This is a genomic window from Mesorhizobium sp. AA22 (assembly GCF_001672375.2).
GTDB lineage: Bacteria > Pseudomonadota > Alphaproteobacteria > Rhizobiales > Rhizobiaceae > Mesorhizobium > Mesorhizobium wenxiniae.
The window spans coordinates 3,889,035-3,908,194 of sequence record NZ_CP048406.1 but is presented as its reverse complement, the minus strand read 5'-3'; the positions used below and the strand labels follow the sequence as shown (position 1 = coordinate 3,908,194).

23 protein-coding genes are annotated in these 19,160 nt (G+C 61.4%); 15 read left to right on the top strand and 8 right to left on the bottom strand.

Translation table 11 applies throughout. The annotated features are described in order from the left end of the window. Positions 1 to 80 precede the first annotated feature (80 nt). Positions 81 to 827: a 3-oxoacyl-ACP reductase family protein gene (locus A9K68_RS18785; protein WP_065010023.1), complete on the bottom strand. Its 747-nt coding sequence runs from the start codon at positions 825 to 827 to the stop codon at positions 81 to 83. Between the two features lie 100 nt (positions 828 to 927). Between A9K68_RS18785 and A9K68_RS18780 the strand changes: the two genes are divergently transcribed. Then, positions 928 to 1,542 (top strand): TetR/AcrR family transcriptional regulator, encoded by a 615-nt coding sequence (locus A9K68_RS18780; RefSeq protein WP_029352501.1) that lies wholly within the window; start codon positions 928 to 930, stop codon positions 1,540 to 1,542. Between the two features lie 52 nt (positions 1,543 to 1,594). Here the strand turns inward: A9K68_RS18780 and A9K68_RS18775 are convergent, their stop codons facing one another. Then, positions 1,595 to 2,506, bottom strand: a complete 912-nt coding sequence (locus A9K68_RS18775; RefSeq protein ID WP_065010022.1) for an alpha/beta fold hydrolase — start codon at positions 2,504 to 2,506, stop codon at positions 1,595 to 1,597. Positions 2,507 to 2,553: 47 nt separating this feature from the next. Between A9K68_RS18775 and A9K68_RS18770 the strand changes: the two genes are divergently transcribed. Then, the gene (locus tag A9K68_RS18770) at positions 2,554 to 3,006 is read left to right on the top strand and encodes a MarR family transcriptional regulator (protein WP_029352506.1); all 453 of its coding nucleotides are present in this window, start codon (positions 2,554 to 2,556) and stop codon (positions 3,004 to 3,006) included. Between the two features lie 84 nt (positions 3,007 to 3,090). Here the strand turns inward: A9K68_RS18770 and A9K68_RS18765 are convergent, their stop codons facing one another. Both A9K68_RS18765 and A9K68_RS18760 read right to left on the bottom strand, forming a co-directional pair. Next, complete coding sequence (locus tag A9K68_RS18765) at positions 3,091 to 3,702, bottom strand: pyridoxamine 5'-phosphate oxidase family protein (RefSeq protein WP_065010021.1); 612 nt, start codon at positions 3,700 to 3,702, stop codon at positions 3,091 to 3,093. Positions 3,703 to 3,772: 70 nt separating this feature from the next. Next, positions 3,773 to 4,132 (bottom strand): DUF971 domain-containing protein, encoded by a 360-nt coding sequence (locus tag A9K68_RS18760; RefSeq protein WP_203546933.1) that lies wholly within the window; start codon positions 4,130 to 4,132, stop codon positions 3,773 to 3,775. A 193-nt stretch (positions 4,133 to 4,325) separates the two neighbouring features. Here A9K68_RS18760 and moaA point away from each other — a divergent pair, with 193 nt between their 5' ends. The 11 genes from moaA (at position 4,326) to A9K68_RS18705 (ending at position 13,027) form a co-directional block, all read left to right on the top strand. Further along, entirely contained in the window at positions 4,326 to 5,321 is a 996-nt protein-coding gene (moaA, locus tag A9K68_RS18755; RefSeq protein WP_065010019.1) for a GTP 3',8-cyclase MoaA, read from the top strand. Between the two features lie 149 nt (positions 5,322 to 5,470). Then, positions 5,471 to 6,391 (top strand): DMT family transporter, encoded by a 921-nt coding sequence (locus A9K68_RS18750; RefSeq protein ID WP_065010058.1) that lies wholly within the window; start codon positions 5,471 to 5,473, stop codon positions 6,389 to 6,391. Between the two features lie 39 nt (positions 6,392 to 6,430). After that, positions 6,431 to 7,063, top strand: coding sequence for a molybdenum cofactor guanylyltransferase MobA (mobA, locus tag A9K68_RS18745; RefSeq protein ID WP_065010018.1), 633 nt, complete (start codon positions 6,431 to 6,433; stop codon positions 7,061 to 7,063). Then, a complete protein-coding gene (mobB, locus tag A9K68_RS18740) occupies positions 7,060 to 7,569 on the top strand; it encodes a molybdopterin-guanine dinucleotide biosynthesis protein B (RefSeq protein ID WP_065010017.1) in 510 nt (169 codons plus the stop codon). Before mobA ends, mobB begins: the two co-directional genes overlap by 4 nt. 215 nt (positions 7,570 to 7,784) lie before the next feature. Beyond that, positions 7,785 to 8,567, top strand: a complete 783-nt coding sequence (locus tag A9K68_RS18735) for an ABC transporter substrate-binding protein (RefSeq protein WP_029352520.1) — start codon at positions 7,785 to 7,787, stop codon at positions 8,565 to 8,567. A gap of 116 nt (positions 8,568 to 8,683) precedes the next feature. Continuing rightward, a complete protein-coding gene (locus A9K68_RS18730; protein ID WP_065010016.1) occupies positions 8,684 to 9,397 on the top strand; it encodes an ABC transporter permease in 714 nt (237 codons plus the stop codon). After that, the gene (locus tag A9K68_RS18725; RefSeq protein WP_065010015.1) at positions 9,394 to 10,227 is read left to right on the top strand and encodes an ABC transporter permease; all 834 of its coding nucleotides are present in this window, start codon (positions 9,394 to 9,396) and stop codon (positions 10,225 to 10,227) included. Before A9K68_RS18730 ends, A9K68_RS18725 begins: the two co-directional genes overlap by 4 nt. 62 nt (positions 10,228 to 10,289) lie before the next feature. Then, positions 10,290 to 11,159: an NAD(P)-dependent oxidoreductase gene (locus tag A9K68_RS18720; RefSeq protein ID WP_065010014.1), complete on the top strand. Its 870-nt coding sequence runs from the start codon at positions 10,290 to 10,292 to the stop codon at positions 11,157 to 11,159. An 8-nt stretch (positions 11,160 to 11,167) separates the two neighbouring features. After that, positions 11,168 to 11,869, top strand: coding sequence for a DNA alkylation repair protein (locus A9K68_RS18715; protein ID WP_065010013.1), 702 nt, complete (start codon positions 11,168 to 11,170; stop codon positions 11,867 to 11,869). Then, complete coding sequence (locus A9K68_RS18710) at positions 11,832 to 12,410, top strand: GNAT family N-acetyltransferase (protein WP_065010012.1); 579 nt, start codon at positions 11,832 to 11,834, stop codon at positions 12,408 to 12,410. The genes A9K68_RS18715 and A9K68_RS18710 overlap by 38 nt, the downstream gene beginning before the upstream one ends. Then, the gene (locus A9K68_RS18705; RefSeq protein WP_246811186.1) at positions 12,407 to 13,027 is read left to right on the top strand and encodes a DUF3299 domain-containing protein; all 621 of its coding nucleotides are present in this window, start codon (positions 12,407 to 12,409) and stop codon (positions 13,025 to 13,027) included. Before A9K68_RS18710 ends, A9K68_RS18705 begins: the two co-directional genes overlap by 4 nt. An 11-nt stretch (positions 13,028 to 13,038) precedes the next feature. Here A9K68_RS18705 and A9K68_RS18700 read toward each other — a convergent pair whose 3' ends face one another. The 4 genes from A9K68_RS18700 to A9K68_RS18685 form a co-directional block, all read right to left on the bottom strand. Continuing rightward, entirely contained in the window at positions 13,039 to 13,530 is a 492-nt protein-coding gene (locus tag A9K68_RS18700; protein ID WP_006333679.1) for an Lrp/AsnC family transcriptional regulator, read from the bottom strand. 119 nt (positions 13,531 to 13,649) lie between these two features. After that, positions 13,650 to 14,267, bottom strand: coding sequence for a uracil-DNA glycosylase family protein (locus A9K68_RS18695; RefSeq protein ID WP_065010010.1), 618 nt, complete (start codon positions 14,265 to 14,267; stop codon positions 13,650 to 13,652). A 16-nt stretch (positions 14,268 to 14,283) separates the two neighbouring features. Next, the gene (locus A9K68_RS18690) at positions 14,284 to 14,895 is read right to left on the bottom strand and encodes a glutathione S-transferase (RefSeq protein WP_065010009.1); all 612 of its coding nucleotides are present in this window, start codon (positions 14,893 to 14,895) and stop codon (positions 14,284 to 14,286) included. Between the two features lie 100 nt (positions 14,896 to 14,995). After that, positions 14,996 to 15,619, bottom strand: a complete 624-nt coding sequence (locus A9K68_RS18685) for a thermonuclease family protein (RefSeq protein WP_065010008.1) — start codon at positions 15,617 to 15,619, stop codon at positions 14,996 to 14,998. Between the two features lie 75 nt (positions 15,620 to 15,694). Between A9K68_RS18685 and A9K68_RS18680 the strand changes: the two genes are divergently transcribed. Both A9K68_RS18680 and A9K68_RS18675 read left to right on the top strand, forming a co-directional pair. Further along, a complete protein-coding gene (locus A9K68_RS18680) occupies positions 15,695 to 17,215 on the top strand; it encodes a HAMP domain-containing sensor histidine kinase (protein WP_065010007.1) in 1,521 nt (506 codons plus the stop codon). Between the two features lie 125 nt (positions 17,216 to 17,340). Beyond that, positions 17,341 to 19,146 carry an FAD-binding oxidoreductase gene (locus tag A9K68_RS18675; RefSeq protein WP_065010057.1) on the top strand — a complete coding sequence of 602 codons (1,806 nt, stop codon included), beginning with the start codon at positions 17,341 to 17,343 and terminating at the stop codon, positions 19,144 to 19,146. Positions 19,147 to 19,160 lie beyond the last annotated feature (14 nt).

Below are 19,160 nucleotides of genomic sequence, written 5' to 3'. Positions count from 1 at the left end.
CCTGTTGCAGAACAGTTTCACAAACCGTGACAACTAAAGCGAATTGGGTCCGCTCCGGTTCCAGGGAAATAGTGCACGGGTCAGGCGTTGGCGCCGCCGTCGATAGTCAGTGCGGCGCCTGTCACGAAGCGCCCTTCGGGACCTGCCAGCCAGGCGACCATGCCGGCGATTTCTTCAGCCTTGCCGAAGCGGGGCGTCGCCATCTTCTGTCGCTGGTGCTCGGCGTGCGGGCCACTGGCGGGGTTCATATCGGTATCGGTCGAGCCAGGATGAACGACGTTGGCGGTGATGCCGCGCGAACCGAGGTCGCGCGCCAATGCCTTGGTCAAGCCGACCAACGCCGCCTTGCTGGCCGAGTAGGCGCTGAGGCTGGTGTCGGTGACACGCTCCGCCAGATTGCTGCCGATCGAGATGATCCTGCCACCCTCGCCCATGTGCGCGGCTGCCGCCTTGGAGGCCACGAACGGAGCTCTGACATTGACCTCCATAGTTTCATCAAAGTCGGCGAGCGCCAACGTGTCGATCGGCGCGACGCGCCAGATACCGGCGCTGTTGACGAGGATGTCGAGCCGCCCGAAAACTCTCACTGCCTCGCTGACCGCCTCTTGGATTGCGGCGGCGTCGCGATTGTCGGCCTTGAGGGCAATGGCGCGGCCGCCGGCTGCCTGAATATCCTCGGCGACAGCACGGGCCTGCTCCTGACCGGTCACGTAAGTGAGTGCGACGCTGGCGCCGTCGGCCGCGAGCCTTCGCGCAATCGCTGCGCCGATGCCGCGGCTGCCGCCGGTGACGAGCGCGACCTTGCCGTTCAAGTGTTGCGACGACATTTGTTTCTCCTTTTTTTGTAATGATCGATACATAAATGTCTGCCAGGCTTGCCCGAGCGCGTCAACAGATTTATGTATCAATCAACACAGAAAGGATGCCATGCCCGAACGAGGCCGCCCCCGCACCTTCGATCGAACCGCTGCCTTGCGGCGTGCAATGGAGGTGTTTTGGGCAAAGGGTTACGAGGGCGCATCGATGAGCGAGCTGACCGCGGCGATGGGCATCAACTCGCCCAGCCTCTACGCCGCCTTCGGCAGCAAGGAAGCGCTCTTCCTCGAAGCGGTCGAGCTCTACACGCAGGTCGAAGGCACCGATATCTGGTCCGCACTGGAAAAAGCGCCGACAGCGCGCGAGGCGGTCGAGCGCTTCCTGCGCCAGACGGCCAAGGCCTATTCGCAGACCGATCGTCCGCAAGGCTGCCTGATCGCACTCGGCGCGCTGCACCAGGATTCAAGCCGCGGCGCCATTTGCGATGACCTCCGCCGCCGTCGCGCTGAAAGCCGCGCAGCTTTGCTGAGACGGCTGGAACGTGGCGTAGCGGAAGGCGAATTGCCGGAAAATTTCGACTGCCGCACTGCCGCGACCTTCTATGCGACGGTGCAGCACGGCATGTCGATCCAGGCGCGCGACGGCGCATCGCGCGCCGCCCTTCTTGCGACGGTGACCGGGGCCATGGCGGCGTGGAAGGTCCTGGCTGGCACCGACACGGTGTGACAAATGATGGCGGCCGAACTCGTGTTCGGACAGGAAGAAACAAGATATCAGGTCAATGCAGCAGCGACGGTTCCCGGTGTTCGGCAACAAAACCGATCGCACGCTCGACTACGCCCCTATCGGCGAGAATGCGGCGATGGCCGAGCCCATCGGCCCAGTAAAGCCGCACATGGTCGCCGGCGCCAGCATAGAGCCTTGCATGGTCGGCGGACACTTCGCGGTCGTCCGGCGCATGGATGACCAGCGTTGGCACCGGCGTGCTGGCAAGCTGGCGGTCGCCGACGAATTCGTGCAGCGGTCGGCCAGCGATACGTTCGACCCGGTCGGCCATGGCGGCCTGCGAGCGTCGGCCGACACTGAGCATGCGGCTGAAATCATCGAAGATCGCCGGCAGGGAACTCGGCGCCGCGATCAACACCAGCCGCTCGGCCGCCAGCGGCGGAATGTTCTTGACCGAACCGACTACGGCATTGGCGGCGACGGCACCGCCGAAGGAATGGCCGACGACCGCCACGAACGGGCCAAACCATTCGCCGGTGAGGCGTGCAGCTTCGACAGCGCTGACCAATGTGAGCCGGCGGCCCTGCGATTGGCCATGGCCCGGCAAGTCGAGCGAGACAACCTTGTAACCGGCGTCGCGATACCCTTCGATCAGCGTGCGCATATATTCGGTGCGCGAACGCCAGCCATGGATGACGAGCACCGTGCCGGCGGCCCGCCTGCCCGGCTCGGGCCTGAATTCATGCACCATGACGCACCCGTTTTTGGCCTTCAGCCGATGATGGCGCGCCTCGGCCATGAAGCCGGCGGCACGGTCGACGGCGCGCCGCTCGCCGTCGGTGAGAACCTTGGCGTTCGGCGTGCGGCAGAACAGTTCGAATGCCGCGCGCCCGGTGAGGCGGGGAGCCACGTGTTCGGCAGCGGCAAACACGCCCCGGATGACCTTCAACCCAAATGATGCCATAGTGGCGATCCATCCATTCGTTCAAGCATGAACATAATAGTTCAAACATGAACATTAAACAAGAGCTGCCCTGGGACAACCCGCGTTTTCGCAACTGGGTCGCGGTGGCGCGCGCTTGCCATGTGCTGGAGCGCACGCTGGCGGCGAAGCTCGCGCCGCTGGACCTGAAGCCGGCGCAGCTCGACGTGCTGATGAACCTTTACCGCCATCCCGGCATGTCGCAGCACGATCTCGCCCGCCGGCTGCTGGTCGGCCGCTCCAACATCACCATGCTGCTGCCGCAACTCGAAACACGCGGCCTGCTGCGCCGCGAAGGCGATCAGAAAGACAAGCGGGTGCTGCGGCTGACCTTGACCGAAGCCGGCACGGAATTGCTGATGCAGGCGCTGAAGGTCCATATGGCGCTGATCGAGAAAGCGATGAGCCAGTCGACGCCGGAGCAATGCGACATGATCGGCGAGCAGATGCGCAAGATTGCCGACGTCCTCAAGGAAGCGTGACTGGAGCATCGGGCCCAAACTGGGAAACCGGTTTTGGGAAAATCCGATGCTCAACAAAAGGATGGAGCTCGCGGAACGATCCGCTCACCACATAGACTTTTTCGCGCGCTCCGGCCATTCCTTGTCGTAAGCCTCGCCGTCGATGCCTTTCCGGCTGGTGATTTCCAGGATCTTTCCGGGTGTCGGCAGTGATTTTGGGTCGACATGCCTCGCCGGGTTCCACAGTTCCGACCGGACAATGGCGCGAGCGCACTGGAAATAGACCGAATCGACCTTGATGACCGTGACCGAGCGCGCCGGCTTGCCGTCGACGCTGAACGAGGCACAGAGCGCGGCATCCGTGGTGATGTGGGCGCGGCCGTTGACGCGCAGCGTCGTGCCGGAGCCTGGGACCAGGAACAACAGGCCGACGCGCGGATCGCGAATGATGTTTTTTAGCGAATCGGCACGGTTGTTGCCGCGCCGGTCCGGCATCATCAGGGTTTTCGGATCATGGATGCGAACGAAGCCGGCGAGATCGCCGCGCGGCGAGCAATCCAGCCCTTCCGGCCCGCTGGTCGCGAGCGCGGCAAAAGGCGAGGCCTCGATGAAGGCGGCGTACTCGGGAATCACATGGTCGAGTTCCTTGACCAGCGAGGTCTCGCCGGGCAGGCCATAGAGCGCTTCGAGCTGTTCGACCCTGGTTATGATGGACATTCTTGCCTCCGGATAGTCCAGCCGCCGTTACTCCCGATCCATGATGTTCTGACGACAGGATGGCCGCCAGCTAACGATCGCGGCTGAGGCCCTTTTCCGCCAGCTCGGCTAAGTAGGCATTCCAGCGGGCCTCCTGCTCATGACCCAGCGTATGCAGGTAATTCCAGGTGAAGATGCCGGTATCGTGGAAATCGTCGAAGGTGATGCGGACGGCATAGTTGCCGACTGCTTCGATCTTCAGGATCGCAACGTTGCGCTTGCCGGGAACGGTCACACGCTGTTCGGGCGAATGGCCCTGCACTTCGGCCGATGGCGAGGCAACGCGCAGAAACTCCGCCGGCAACTCGAACGGCTGATGGTCAGGGAACGTCACGGTAAGCAGCCTGCGGTCCTTCGAGACCCTCAGTTCCTTCGGCGCCGTCATGGTGATAGGTCCCGCATCATCTGTCCTTTCCCTACTCCGCTTCGCGCAGCGGGAAAAGGCCGCTTCGAAACTTCCGACACAATCTGTCGGTGGCGCGATGTGACCTAGGATCGAAACTTCTTATCTTGAATGGCAGGTTGGATCGTATCACATAGCCATATATAACGATGCCGTTCGCAGCCACGGGAAATGCACTAGCATGGACATGATCGATCCTTTTGGTCGCACGATCAGCTATCTCAGGGTGTCGGTCACCGACCGCTGCGACTTCCGCTGCACCTATTGCATGGCCGAGGACATGGCGTTCCTTCCAAAGAAGGATCTGCTGTCGCTGGAAGAGCTCGACCGGCTGTGCACGGTTTTCATCGAAAAGGGTGTCAGGAAACTGCGTCTTACCGGCGGCGAGCCGCTGGTGCGCAAGAACATCATGCATCTAGTGCGTCAGATTTCGCGTCATCTCGAAAGCGGCGCTCTGGAAGAACTGACGCTGACCACCAACGGCTCGCAGCTTTCGCGCTTTGCCGCTGAACTCGCCGATTGCGGGGTCAAGCGGATCAACGTCTCACTGGACACCTTGGACCCGGAAAAATTCCGCCAGATTACCCGCTGGGGCAATCTCGACAAGGTCATGGAGGGCATCGACGCTGCGCAGGCAGCGGGGCTGAAGGTAAAGCTCAATGCGGTGGCGCTGAAGGATTTCAACGACGCCGAGCTGCCGGAGATGCTGCACTGGGCGCATGGCCGCGGCATGGAGTTGACGGTCATCGAAACCATGCCAATGGGCGAGATCGACGCCGACCGTACCGACCAGTATCTGCCGCTGTCGCTGCTGCGTGCAGCGCTGGAGCGGCAGTTCACGCTGTCCGACATCCCCTACAAGACCGGTGGTCCGGCCCGCTACGTCCATGTCGCCGAGACCGGTGGCAGGCTCGGCTTCATCACGCCGATGACGCATAATTTCTGCGAAAGCTGCAACCGCGTCCGGCTGACCTGCACCGGCACGCTCTATATGTGCCTCGGCCAGGAGGATGCCGCCGATCTGCGCGCGCCGTTGCGTGCATCCGAAGGCAATGAGCTGGTCGCCGACGCCATCGATGAAGCCATTGGCCGCAAGCCGAAGGGCCATGATTTCATCATCGACCGCCGTACCAACCGTCCCTCGGTGTCGCGGCACATGAGCGTCACCGGCGGCTGATCTTCTCGGTCACAACGCCGAAAAAATCCTGCCGCTCTTGTGAGGAGGATGTAGCGGGCCACGCGAAAGGCTGTGGCTCAGCTCTTTAACGTTGCTGTCTTGTGACCGGCTGCTACAGGCTTGATGCAAAGCCACAATCGGTAACGCCTTTGCTTCTTTCCCCAAATGTTCGCGGCGCGCTGTTCATGGTGGTGGCCATGATTGGTTTCACCCTCAATGATGCGATCACCAAAGTCTCGTCGGAATCCATCAACATGGCGCAGGTCATGCTGATCCGCGGCGCCTTCGCTTCGCTTTTCGTAGGCCTGCTTGCCTGGCAACGCGGTGCGCTTGCCCTGCCCGGCTCGATGCTGCAGCCGATGGTTGCGGTGCGCGTCGCCGGCGAAGCCGGCGCTACTGTGTCGTTCCTGGTTGCTTTGGCGCATCTGCCGATCGCCAACGTCTCGGCCGTGCTGCAGGCGCTGCCGCTGGCGGTGACGATGGGCGCAGCACTTGTGTTCAACGAACGCGTCGGCTGGCGGCGCTGGCTGGCCATCGCCATCGGCTTTGCCGGGGTGCTGATTATCGTGCGGCCCGGCTTCGAGGGATTCAGTGTCTATTCGCTGCTGGCGCTGGCCTGTGTCGCCTGTTGTGCGGTGCGTGACCTCGCCACCAAGCGGATACCGCAAGCCATTCCGACATTGCTGGTGTCGACTGCCACGGCACTTGCCATGACAGTGCTCGGCGCGGCGCTGCTTTCGCCAATGGGTGGGTGGACACCGATGTCGGGAGAAAGCACGGCGTTGCTGGCATTGGCGGCAGTGCTAGTGGTCATCGGTTACCAGTTCATCATCATGGCGATGCGGGAGGGCGACATCTCGTTCATCGCGCCATTCCGCTACACAGCCCTGCTCTGGTCGATCCTGCTTGGCCTGTTCATCTTCGGCGACGTCCCCGACCTGCCGATGATCTTCGGCGCCGGCGTCATTGTCGGTTCCGGCCTCTACGCTCTCTACCGCGAACGGATCGTCGGCCGGCGAAAGACAGCCGCCGAAAGCGCTGGACCCGACATGGCGCCTGACGGCATATAGCTTGCCGATCGCGGCGAGTGACCGCTTGGACGAAAGACGATGACTAAAGACATTGCCGGCGTCATTCTGGCCGGTGGTCAGTCGCGGCGGATGGGCGGCGGCGACAAGGGCCTGCTTGCGCTCGGCGGCGGCAGCCTGCTGGACCATGTCGTTGCGCGCTTTGCTGTGCAGGTCGGTCCGCTGGTGCTCAGCGCCAATGGCGACCCGGCACGGTTTGCCGGGGTTGGGCTTCCGGTGGTTGCCGATACGGTGAAAGGGTTCGCCGGACCGCTCGCCGGGATCCTGACCGGCCTCGAATGGGCTGCCGCGAACACGGCCTGTGAGGCAGTTGTCACGGCTGCGGGCGATACACCGTTCCTGCCCGAAAATCTGGTCGAGCGGCTGGCCGCGGCAGTCGACGAACGTCCCGGCGCGATCGCCGTCGCCTGTTCCGGCGGCAAACGGCATCCGACATTCGCGCTCTGGCCGCTGGGGCTCCACGACGCCTTGAGGCGTTTTCTGGTCGATGAAGATGTCAGGCGGGTTTCCGCTTTCATCGACCGGCATGACTTTGTCGATGTGGAATTCCCGATGCTGATCTCGGGAGGCCATCTGCACGACCCTTTCTTCAACATCAACACGTCAGACGACCTTGCCCGGGCCGAACGTCTGTTGCAGAGCATGAAGCCATGATGAGACGCGTCTTCGGTATCACCGGCTGGAAGAATTCCGGCAAGACGACACTGACCGAAAAGCTGGTCGCCGAACTCGTTCGGCGTGGCTGGAAAGTCTCGACGGTGAAACACGCCCATCATGATTTCGACATCGATAAACCGGGGGCGGACAGTTTTCGCCACCGGCAGGCCGGAGCCACTGAAGTCGCCATCGTGTCTGACAGGCGCTGGGCGCTGATGCACGAATTGCGCGGCGAGGACGAGCCGACGCTTGAGGCGATCCTGTCGCGGCTCGGCACCTCCGACATCGTTCTGGTCGAAGGCTACAAGCGCGAGGCGCACAGCAAGATCGAAACGCGGCGGCTGGAGACTAAGGACCGGGCACTGCTTTCGGCACATGATTCGCATATCGTCGCCATCGCCGCCGACTTCGCCATAGCGGACGAAAGCGTGCCTGTCTTCGATCTAGACGACACGAAATCGATAGCCGACTTCATCGAGCGCGCGACAGGTTTGACGCGCTGAGGGTCTGCCGAAAGAGCATTCGGCCGCCCCCTATTTCCTCGTTGGTATGCCTGCCCCAACGTCAGCATTGTCTGGGAATGCGAAACCCCGCAAGCAGCGGTTTTACAGTTGCTTTTTCTTGGGAAAGAATGGGAGTATCGCGTCAGCGGGCGGTCAAAAGAACCGCCCACAGAGCCGTTTGGAACGACGGCCGGGAACATACAGAGAGGACCATCATGCGTACTGCACTGCGAATAGCGCTCGCCGCATCGGCCGCGCTGCTGACATTGGGCGTTGCCCAGGCTCAGGAGAAAACTTTGAGGATCGGCACCGAGGGCGCCTATCCGCCGTTCAACAACCTGACCGCTGATGGCCAGCTCGTGGGCTTCGATATCGATATCGCCAAGGCACTTTGCGACGAGATGAAGGTGAAGTGCACTTTCGTCGCGCAGGACTGGGACGGCATCATCCCGGCGCTTCAGGCCGGCAAGTTCGACGCCATCGTCGCCTCGATGTCGATCACGCCGGAGCGTGCCGAGAAGGTCGACTTCACCAACAAATACTACAACACGCCGCCGGCGATCGCCGCGCCCAAGGACAGCGACATCAAGGGCGTGACTAAGGAGGACCTGGCCGGCAAGACGATCGGCGTGCAGGCGTCCACCACCCACTTCAATTATTCAACCAAGGTTTATACCGATAGTACAATCAAGCCGTACCCGACCGCGCAGGAATACCAGCTCGATCTCGCTAATGGCCGCGTTGATGCGGTCAACGACGATATCACTGTTCTCGAAGGCTGGCTTGCCACGCCGGACGGCGCCTGCTGCAAGCTGATCGGTGCGATCACGCCCGATATCGAGATCCATGGTCCGGGCGCCGGCATCGCGGTACGCAAGGGCGATACCGAGTTGGTCAATCAGTTCAATAAGGCGATCGACGCCATCCGCGCCAACGGAAAGTACAAGGAAATCAACGACAAGTACTTCAAGTACGATGTCTACGGCGGCGAGTCCTAATCCTTCCGGATTGACAGCGAACGGCGGGACATTCCCGCCGTTCGCACAAGGAGCGGCGCGGGAGGAGTGACGCCGCGCTGCTCTCAAAGAACCCATAGAGGAGAACAGGCAGGCGGATGCAAAGCGTTTGGACGCTGCTCAGTTGGGGACCCGAGGGCTGGCTCGACGACATTGCCTACGGCGTTTTCATCACCGTTTCGCTTGCTGCCGCGACCCTGCCTGTCGGTCTGATGATCGGCTTTCTGGTCGCACTGGCCAAGCAGTCCAATGAGCCGTCGCTGCGGCTGGCCGGCAATATCTACACCACGATCTTTCGTGGATTGCCCGAGCTGCTGACCTTGTTCATGATCTTTTACGGCGCGCAAATCGGCATCCAGCAGTTGATGCGCCTGTATGACCCGACCGCTGCGGTCGAAGTGAACGCATTTGTTTCCGGCATGATCGCGCTCGGCGTCGTCTTCTCGTCCTACGCCAGCGAGGTCTTCCTCTCCGCGTTCCGCGCCATCCCGAAGGGACAGTATGAGGGCGGCTATTCGGTTGGCCTGTCGGGCTGGCAGACGATGCGACTGGTGGTGCTGCCGCAGCTTATTCGTATTGCCCTGCCGGGCCTTGCCAATCTGTGGCTCATCCTGCTCAAGGATACAGCGCTGGTTTCCGCCATCGGTCTTGCCGACATATTGCGGCAAGCGGGCGTTGCCGCCCGCGTCACCAAGCACGCATTCCTGTTTTTTGGGGTCGCTGCTCTTATCTATCTGCTCCTCGCCATCATCTCGTCCTTCGGCATCAATGCCATTGAACGCAGGGTTGGCCGACAACAGGTGCAGCGATGAGCGCGGCAGCAGCCGACGTGGCGACCAAGGTCGAAAAACCGCCAGCAATACCGCGCGGCTGGTCTCGGCAACGTGTATTGGGGTATGCGTTGGTCGGTCTCTGGATCGTGCTCGGCATCGGCATGATTGTATACTTGGTCGAGGCTTGGAATTCCGAACTCTTCCAAAAATACGTCCCGGGCTACATCTCTGGCCTGGGCGTGACTCTCACGCTTGTCGCTGTGTCGATCGTGTTGGGAGCCGTCCTTTCAGTTCCTGTCGCCTACGCGCGGATGTCCAGGAACCGGATCCTGTCCAGCTTTGCCTACGCTTATGTCTACTTCTTCCGCGGCACTCCGCTTTTGACACAAGTCTTTCTTATCTACTATGGAGTGGGTTCGTTTCGACCGGCACTTGAAGCTGTCGGCCTGTGGGGCTTTTTTCGCGAAGCCTGGTACTGCGCCATTTTCTCGTTCACCCTCAATACGGCAGCCTATCAGGCAGAGATCCTGCGTGGCGCAATCGAGAGCGTCCCCAGGGGTCAGTGGGAAGGCGCTGCCTCGCTTGGCCTGCACAAACTGCAAACACTGCGCAAGATCATCCTGCCACAGGCGCTGATCGTGGCGCTGCGTCCCTATGGCAATGAGATCATCCTGATGATCAAAGGCTCTGCCATCGTGGCCCTCATCACCGTCTATGATCTGATGGGCATTACGAAGCTCACCTATTCGCGCACTTTCGACTTCCAGTCCTATATCTGGGCGGCGATCATCTATCTGATCATTGTCGAGATACTCCGCCACGCGGTCGAGTGGATAGAACGGCGTATTACCATCCACCTGCACCGCTGACTCCCATAGCTTTGCCCGATCCGCTAAGAAGGCCGGAAAACACGGCTTGAAGGGATTCGAATATGGCATCCGTGGCATTTCTCGGTCTTGGCGTCATGGGCTATCCAATGGCCGGACATCTCAGGAACAAGGGCGGCCACGACGTCACCGTCTACAACCGCACCAAGGCAAAGGCGGAGCAATGGGTTGCCCAGCATGGCGGGAGTGCCGCCAACACGCCGGCAGAAGCGGCCGACGGCAAGGATTTTGTCTTTTCCTGCGTTGGCAATGACGACGACCTGCGTGCGGTGACGATTGGAGCCGAGGGTGCGTTCCAGACGATGAAGAAGGGGGCCGTCTTCATCGACAACACCACGGCCTCCGCTGAAGTCGCGCGCGAACTGGCCGAGAAGGCGGTATTGGGCGGTTTCTCGTTCCTCGACGCACCAGTGTCCGGCGGTCAGGCCGGCGCCGAAAATGGCGTGCTGACCGTCATGGTCGGCGGCGAACAGAAAGCTTTCGAACAGGCGAAGCTTGTCATCGATGCCTATGCCCGTATGGTCGGGCTGATGGGCCCGGCCGGCTCGGGCCAGCTCACCAAGATGATCAACCAAATCTGTATCGCCGGTCTTCTCCAAGGGCTGGCCGAAGGCATCCATTTCGGCAAGAAGGCCGGGCTCGACATCGAGATAGTCATCGAGGTGATCTCGAAGGGAGCGGCCGGCTCATGGCAGATGGAGAACCGCCACAAGACGATGAATGCCGGCAAATATGATTTCGGCTTCGCTGTCGACTGGATGCGCAAGGACCTCGGCATCTGCCTGGCGGAGGCCGACCGCAATGGCGCCAAGCTGCCGGTGACGGCACTTGTCGACCAATTCTACAAGGATGTGCAGGGGATGGGCGGCAAACGCTGGGACACGTCCTCTTTGCTGGCGCGATTGGAAAAGTAGGTATTGTCGTGGCCGAGCTGTCGCCTCAAGCCAGCGCCGAGGAAATTGTCGACCACCTGCGCTCGGTCGGCTCCGAGGAGAACCGCCTTGGCATGCTGCGCTACGGCATCAAGATCGAACGTGCGCTCGGTATCTCGCATGGCGTGCAGCGGCAGATTGCCAAGAAAATCAAGCGCAACCATGAGCGTGCCTTCGAGCTATGGCAGACAGGCATCGTGGAAGCGCAGTTCATCGCTTCCGTCACGGCCGATCCGAAGCGGTTCACTGCCGCGGATGCAAGACGATGGGCGGCGACTTTCGACTCCTGGGATATCGTCGACGGCGTCTCCGATCTCTTTGTCGATACTGATTGCTGGAGGGAACTGATCGCCGAATTCGCAGTCGACGAACGGGAATTCGTTCGACGCACGGCTTTTGCCATGATGGCCTGGTCGGTGGTCCACCGGAAGAATGAACCAGAGGCGACCTTTCTCGACTTCCTGTCGATCATCGAAGTGCACGCCACCGACGGCCGCAATTTTGTGAAGAAGGCGGTGAACTGGGCGCTTCGTTCGATCGGCAAGCGATCGATGAATTTGCACGGCGCTGCCCTTGCCCTGGCACAAAAGCTGGCTGTTTCGACCGACAAGACGGCGCGCTGGATCGGCAAGGATGCTGCAAGGGAACTTTCCGATGCCAAAACGCTCGAGCGGCTCGCCAGGAAAGGCTGATTGGGGCGAAATCCTCTTTACTGAGGTGACGCGATCGACGCGCGCCGATTTCGAAAATCTGTTCGAACAGGCGGGCGGCCCGAAATATTGCTGGTGCATGGCCTGGCGCAATCTCGATAACCGTGAGCACCTGGGCAACGATGAGAGGAAACGCGCCATGATGGCGCTCATCGCGGCCGGCACACCGGTCGGCATTGTCGCTCATGCGGAAGGCAAGACAATAGGCTGGTGCTCGGTGGCGCCGCGCGAGACCTACCGCAAGCTGTCGCCGCAACAGGACGACAGCCAGGCGGGCGTCTGGTCGATCGTCTGCTTCTATGTGCCGAGGGCATTGCGCAGCCGAGGGCTGGCAACCGCACTGCTCGACGCGGCCATCGATCACGCCTTCGCCAAAGGCGCCAGGACGATCGAGGCCTATCCGGTCGACCAGGCATCGCCGAGTTACCGTTTCATGGGCTTCCGAGACATTTTCGTGGCCCGCGGATTCCACGAGATCGGCATGGCCGGCTCGCGCCGGCATGTGATGCGGCTCGAACGTTGACGCTGACGGCGACGGCAGCTTTACTCCTGTCAAATGGAGAGCACACGATGAGCAATCGACTCAAATCGACAGCGGCGCTGGGGGCCGTGCTGATTTCCATCGCGGCGGGCAGCGCTTCCGCCGAAGCCGCGCGGATATTCTGGAAGGATCTGCGTCCGGCGACCCAGCCCGCTGCAGAAAGTGTCGGTTTGCCGATGATCGCGGCAAAAATGCCTGATCATGGCGAGACGCTGTCTCTCAATCTGCGGGACAAGACCGTCCAACTGGCGGGGTACGCGCTGCCGGTCGATCGCGAGGGCGATCTCGTCTACCAGTTCCTGCTGGTACCGTGGACGGGTGCGTGCAGCCACATGCCGACGCCGCCGCCCAATCAGATCGTCCTCGTCACGCCTGCGCATCCCTACAGGATGTCGAAGGCTTACCAGCCGGTTTCCGTTACCGGTGCCCTGAAGCCGGGCATGGAGAAAAGTCAGCTCTTCATTCTCGACGGCGCCAGCGTCATCCAGTCGGGCTACGCGCTGCGCAAGGCGGAAGTGGTGGATATCGATGTGGTGCCGGACACCATCACGCAGCCGGCAAACTCGCCGTGGGATTTTCTCAACAAAAAGAAGAACTAAGCAAAAAATCCTCAGGCAGCGTTGGCGCCCGATTCCTTGTCCAGCACCATGTAGTCCAGCGGCATTTCGGTCGTGTACTTGATCTGCTCCATGGCAAACGACGACGAGACATCACGAATCTCGATCTTGGCGATCAGCCGCTTGTAGAAGGCGTCGTAAGCAGCGATGTCGGGCACCACCACGCGCAAGAGATAGTCGACGTCGCCGCTCATGCGGTAGAACTCGACCACTTCCGGAAATTCCTGGATGACCTCCGAAAAGCGCCGCAGCCATTCATGGCTGTGCGAATTGGTGCGGATCGACACGAATACGGTGACGCGCACATTGACCTTTTCATGATCGAGGATGGCGACGCGCCGCTTGATGACGCCCTCCTCCTCGAGCTTCTGGATGCGACGCCAGCACGGCGTGGTCGACAGGCCGACTTTCTTGGCGACATCGGCGACCGCGAGCGTCGCGTCCTCCTGCAAGAGACGGAGGATTTTTCTATCAAGGCGGTCCATTTGGTGCTCCCACGGGGATAGACTAGGAATAGATTGGCTATAGTCCTTCTTATTATGGCCATTCACAAGAAAGCATTTCTGCCAAATGGCACAAAAGCAAGTGATTTCTTGCTCACGCCTCAGCCGAGGCGATAGCGGATTTCCGATCTCAGAAACGGCAGCAAATCCATTTCAAACCACGGATTGCGCTTCAACCAGCCGGTGTTGCGCCACGACGGATGCGGCAGCGGCAGCACTTTCGGGTTGCTGGGCGCACCCCAGATGGTGCGCCAATCCATCACCGTCTCCGTCAGCGAGGGCCGGCGCGCGGCGCCCATGTGCCAGGATTGCGCATAGCTGCCAATCGTCAGCACCAGGTCGATGCGCGGCATCAGTGCCATCAGCGGCGCACGCCAGGCCGCTGCACATTCGCGGCGCGGCGGCAGGTCGCCGCCCTTGGCATCCTGACCGGGAAAGCAAAAGCCCATCGGCACGATGGCGAATTTTGTCGTGTCGTAGAATTCTTCGTTGCTGACGCCCAGCCAGTTCCGCAACCGATCGCCGGAGGCGTCGGTGAACGGCATGCCTGACATATGCACCTTGGTGCCCGGTGCCTGGCTGGCAATCAGGATTCTGGCGCTTGACGACGGTCTGAGCACCGGGCGCGGCTCGTGCGGCAACGGGCGGCCGACCGGATTTTCGACGCAGATACGGCAGGCGCGTACCCTCGCAGCGAAGTTTTCCAGCTCTTCGCTCAATCTCGGGGACTCATTCTCATGCGGCGGCGCTCGGCCGGCTGGAGATCGCCTGATGCCATCTCAGCACGTTGCCGCAGTCTTCCGGCACCTTGATGCGCGCCGGCTTCATGAAGTCGATGGCGATCAGCCCGGTGATGTCGGCGACGGAGTAGGCATCGCCGGCGACAAATTCCCGGTTCGCCAACTCGTCGTCGAGGAGTTTCAGGAATCCGACGGCTTTCGGCTTGTTGGCCTCGCCCCATTCGGGGATTTGTGGAACCTCCCATTCCTTCATCGCCGGATGGATGTGCCGGAACGCGGCAGCGACGCAACCGAGCAGGTTGAGCTCCATGCGTCTTTGCCACATCTCGACTAGCGCCTTGCCGAGCGCGCCGCGTCCGAACAACGCTGGTTCCGGGTGCAACTCCTCGAAATAGCGGCAGATGGCGACCGATTCGGTGATGACGGTGCCGTCGTCGAGTTCGAGCACCGGCAGGCGCTGCAGCGGGTTGCGCGAACTGACTGGCTGCTTTCTGTGCTCCAGCGCGCCCATGTCGACGGGCACCAGAGGAACCTCAAGCCCCTTTTCCGCAAGGAAGACGCGAACCCGCCGTGGATTGGGCGCCCGGCCGCCGTCGAAGAGTTTCATTCCATTTCTCCTATCGGATCGGCCCAAAAACGGGATCGATTTCCGGAAAGCACGATGCGAATCTGATCAGGTCTGTTGCGACAAACTATAAGGTTGACCATCACCGGAAGCGAAAAATTTCTCGCAAGGCATCGCCAATCGAAGCCAAACGACCGTGCTTTCTTTCGACCACTTCGTGATCGCGGCTCTCGCGCCAATCGTGCGGCTCGTCGAAAGTGCCGGCCCAGATGCCGGCCTTGCCGGAGCGGGCAGCGGCTTCCTCAGTTTCGAAATCTCCATAGGCAACCGCCCAGCCGGCCTCGACCTGGGCGCGGTTGAGATCCTTGCCGCCGGCGTTGCAGTCGCCGAGCAGCCGGCGGTAGCGGTCGCGCTGCCAGCCGGTGCAGGAGACGGATTTGTCTGATATCAGGCGAACCAGCGACTGCCGCGCCAGCTTGCCGCAGGGATAGTCGGCGCCGTCCTTGCGGCAAAATTGGGAATATTCCGGCGCATCAATACCGCGCATGCGGATGCGCTCGGAACCGAGCGTGATCGTATCGCCGTCATTGACAACGGCGGCACCCTCAGTCTTGCGCATCTCGATCCGGTCAAGGCGCGCTGCCAGAAGGATCAGCAGACCGAGGACAAGCACGGCCAGTGCGTAGTCCACCAGCCGGCGCCAAAGGCTTCGCGGCCGCGGCGGGACGTATCGCTGTCGCGGCCGCCGCGGCCACGAACGGCTCATATGGCAAACCGTTGGTTAATCATTCGAACGTAGCTTAACAATTTGAAACCGCTGCCCGCATAAATTGAAGTCTTCATGCCCTCGCAACGCTCGACCACAGCGGACAAGTTTATAGTGGACCGCCGGAAACCCCATCGCAACAGCGATGTGGCGCGGGCGGTGCGCAAGACGCGCGACCGTCTTTCGCAGCAGGTCGGAAATCCCGATTTCGACCGCGAGCTTTTGAAACTCCACGCCCGTGCCATGGTAGGAGGTGCGGTTATCGTTCCGCTTCTCGTCCTCGCGACCGCCGCGACGGGTCTGTTTGCTGGAGCGGGTAAGGAAATTGGCGTCTGGGCCCTTTTTACACTCATCTGCTACGCCATCGTCGTGTTCATGGCGAGCCGCGTCGACCGAACGGAAGCTGCCGAACTCAACCCGCTGCAAACGCACGGTGATTTCCTGATAGGCCATTTCCTTTGCGGCTTGGGCTGGGCCTGGTTCGCCTGGCTCGGTTGCGATGCTTGCCAGGTCGAGCAGTTCCAGCTGATCAAGGCGGTGGTGCTGCTGCTGGCCATGGCGGCGACCGCGATCACGGCGTCATCGCTGCGCGGTGCGTTGCTGGCGACCTTCGCCGTTCCGGTGGCGGCCTATGCCTATGCCGGCGCCAGCCAGTGGATGCCGGCAGAACTGATCATGGCCGGGTTGCTGATCGTCTCGCTGCCCTTCTTCGCCTATGTGGCGCGCCGCCTCAATCGCTCGTCCTTGATGTTGCTCTCGTTCCGCTCCGAAAAGGATGCGCTGATCGCCGAATTGGACACGGCGAAATCGATGTCGGACGAAGCGCGGCGACGGGCGGAAGACGCCAATCTGGCAAAGTCGCGGTTTCTGGCCTCGATGAGCCACGAGTTGCGGACGCCGCTCAATGCCATTCTCGGTTTTTCCGAGGTGATGGCCAACGAGGTGCTCGGCCCTATGAGCAACCCGACCTATCGCGACTATGCTCGCGACGTCCATGGCTCTGGCCAGCACCTACTCGACCTGATCAACGAAATCCTCGACCTGTCGCGCATCGAAGCGGGCCGCTACCAACTCAACGAAGAGCCGATGATGCTGCTTTCCGTCGTCGAGGATTGCTGTCACATGATGGAGCTGAAGGCGCGCAACAAGGACATCCGTATCGTCCAGGATTTCGAAAGCGCCTTGCCGCGCCTGTTCGCCGACGAACGCGCGGTGCGACAAATCGCGCTCAATCTTTTGTCGAACGCCATCAAGTTCACCGGAACTGGCGGCGAGATCCGCGTGCGCGTCGGCTGGACGGCGGGCGGCGGCCAATACCTTTCCGTCAAAGACAATGGGCCTGGCATACCGGAGGACGAGATTCCGGTCGTGCTGTCCGCCTTCGGTCAGGGCTCCATCGCTATCAAGAGCGCCGAACAAGGCACCGGGCTTGGCCTGCCGATCGTCCAAAGCCTGCTTGCCATGCATGGCGGCGAGTTCGAACTCCATTCCAAACTGCGCGAAGGCACCGAGGCGATCGCCATCTTCCCATTGAGCCGGGTGATGGAGGAATTGCCGGCGCTGCCGACCAAAGCCGTTGCTGCGCGCCGGCGCTGAGCACTGGCTCACGAAAATCCGGCGCCGGGTGCCTGAATCATTGCGGATAAGGCGATTTGGCAATAGCCTTGCCCGCCATCCAACGTGTCTTCCGAGCCAAGGCAATCAGGGGCCAAGGCAATCAAATGAACAGAAGACGTCTATTGCACACAGCAGCAGCGATCCCGTTCTTGCGGCCGTGGATGCTCGTGCCGGCACAGGCCGCGGCCCGTCCGACCTCGCGCGTCCGTCCGGCCGACCCGGAATGGCCAGCAGAAGGAAGTTGGGACCGGCTTGGTCGGCAAGTCGGGGGGCAACTCGTAAAGGTTCAGCCGCCGCTCGCCGCATGCATAAACGCCCCGTCAGCCCCCCGCTGTACGGATATCTTCAAGGAACTGAAGAACCCCTATTACCTTGGCGACGAGGTCGGATTGACACAGACGCTTGGCTGGGTCGATGGCTGGACATCGCAACCCAGCGAATATGCAGTCGTCGCCCGAACGAACGATGATGTCGTGGCTGCGGTCAATTTCGCCCGTGACAACAATCTGCGGCTCGTGGTGAAGGGCGGCGGCCACAGCTACCAAGGCACATCCAATGCCGCGGATTCCTTGTTGATCTGGACCCGGAAGATGAACGCCGTCACCGTGCACGATGCGTTCGTCGGTGTTGGATGCGCCGGACGACAACCGCCGCAGCCGGCGGTCACGATCGAGGCGGGCGCAATCTGGGGGCAGGTCTATGACGCCGTCACCACGAAAGCGGGGCGCTATGTTCAAGGCGGCGGTTGCCTGACCGTCGGCGTCGCGGGCCTGATCCAAAGTGGCGGCTTCGGAAGTTTCTCGAAGGCCTATGGAATGGCGGCGGCGAGCCTGCTGGAAGCGGAGATCGTCACTGCCAATGGCGCCGTCACAATCGCCAACGCCTGCACAAATCCAGACCTGTTCTGGGGGATCAAGGGTGGCGGTGGCGGTAGCCTCGGGGTCGTGACGCGGCTTACGCTGCGGACGCACGAGTTGCCGGAGTTCTTCGGCGCCGTGTTCACCACGATCAACGCGACGTCGGACGCTGCCTTCCACCGACTGATTGTCAAGATCGTGGAATTCTACAGCAAGGCGCTGCTCAATCCGCGTTGGGGGGAGCAGATTGCCTTCCGGCCGGGCAACGTTCTCGCGATCGCCATGGTATTCCAGGGTCTGGATCAACAGCAGGCCGAGACAATCTGGCGGCCGTTCTTCGACTGGGTGGCCGGCTCGCCGCAGGATTTCAGCCTCGAAGCGGAGCCGGTGATCATTGCCGCTCCGGCTCGAAATTTCTGGGATCCCGAATTTCTCAAGAAAATACCCGGACTGGTGCTCGCCGACGACCGCCCCGATGCCGGCAAGGCCAACGTGTTCTGGGCAAGCAATCTGGAGGAGACGGGACAGGTTCTACATGGCTACCAGTCTGCATGGATTCCGTCATCCCTTCTCCAGGAGAACCGGCAGCAGAACCTTGCCGACGCCCTGTTCGCGGCTACTCGTCACTGGACAATCTCCCTGCATATCAACAAGGGCCTTGCGGGCGCTCCTGCCGAGGTGGTTGATGCCGCACGCCAGACGGCGACCAATCCGGTGGTGCTGGATGCTTTCGCGCTGGCCATCAGCGGCGCCGAGGGGCCGCCGGCATACCCCGGCATTGCCGGTCGCGAACCCGACTTGGCGGCTGCCCGTCGAGATGCGAGTGCAATCGACAAGGCCATGAACGAAGTGCGCAAACTGATACCGGCCGTCGGCTCATATGTGGCGGAAAGCGATTTCTTCGACGAGAGGTGGCGAGACGCCTTTTGGGGTTCGAATTACGTCAAGCTTCTCGCGGTGAAGGACCGATACGATCCGGACGGCCTCTTCTTCGTGCACCACGGAGTAGGCAGCGAGCGCTGGAGCGATGATGGCTTCACGAGATTGACCTGACACTGGAACGTGAC

Coding starts and splice junctions, on each gene's coding strand:
- A9K68_RS18785 (WP_065010023.1), bottom strand. CDS start 827: ATGTCGTCGCAACACTTGAACGGCAAGGTCGCGCTCGTCACCGGCGGC.
- A9K68_RS18680 (WP_065010007.1), top strand. CDS start 15,695: ATGCCCTCGCAACGCTCGACCACAGCGGACAAGTTTATAGTGGACCGC.
- A9K68_RS18710 (WP_065010012.1), top strand. CDS start 11,832: ATGCCAAAACGCTCGAGCGGCTCGCCAGGAAAGGCTGATTGGGGCGAA.
- moaA (WP_065010019.1), top strand. CDS start 4,326: ATGGACATGATCGATCCTTTTGGTCGCACGATCAGCTATCTCAGGGTG.
- mobB (WP_065010017.1), top strand. CDS start 7,060: ATGATGAGACGCGTCTTCGGTATCACCGGCTGGAAGAATTCCGGCAAG.
- mobA (WP_065010018.1), top strand. CDS start 6,431: ATGACTAAAGACATTGCCGGCGTCATTCTGGCCGGTGGTCAGTCGCGG.
- A9K68_RS18700 (WP_006333679.1), bottom strand. CDS start 13,530: ATGGACCGCCTTGATAGAAAAATCCTCCGTCTCTTGCAGGAGGACGCG.
- A9K68_RS18720 (WP_065010014.1), top strand. CDS start 10,290: ATGGCATCCGTGGCATTTCTCGGTCTTGGCGTCATGGGCTATCCAATG.
- A9K68_RS18685 (WP_065010008.1), bottom strand. CDS start 15,619: ATGAGCCGTTCGTGGCCGCGGCGGCCGCGACAGCGATACGTCCCGCCG.
- A9K68_RS18735 (WP_029352520.1), top strand. CDS start 7,785: ATGCGTACTGCACTGCGAATAGCGCTCGCCGCATCGGCCGCGCTGCTG.
- A9K68_RS18775 (WP_065010022.1), bottom strand. CDS start 2,506: ATGGCATCATTTGGGTTGAAGGTCATCCGGGGCGTGTTTGCCGCTGCC.
- A9K68_RS18765 (WP_065010021.1), bottom strand. CDS start 3,702: ATGTCCATCATAACCAGGGTCGAACAGCTCGAAGCGCTCTATGGCCTG.
- A9K68_RS18770 (WP_029352506.1), top strand. CDS start 2,554: ATGAACATTAAACAAGAGCTGCCCTGGGACAACCCGCGTTTTCGCAAC.
- A9K68_RS18780 (WP_029352501.1), top strand. CDS start 928: ATGCCCGAACGAGGCCGCCCCCGCACCTTCGATCGAACCGCTGCCTTG.
- A9K68_RS18675 (WP_065010057.1), top strand. CDS start 17,341: ATGAACAGAAGACGTCTATTGCACACAGCAGCAGCGATCCCGTTCTTG.
- A9K68_RS18730 (WP_065010016.1), top strand. CDS start 8,684: ATGCAAAGCGTTTGGACGCTGCTCAGTTGGGGACCCGAGGGCTGGCTC.
- A9K68_RS18725 (WP_065010015.1), top strand. CDS start 9,394: ATGAGCGCGGCAGCAGCCGACGTGGCGACCAAGGTCGAAAAACCGCCA.
- A9K68_RS18690 (WP_065010009.1), bottom strand. CDS start 14,895: ATGAAACTCTTCGACGGCGGCCGGGCGCCCAATCCACGGCGGGTTCGC.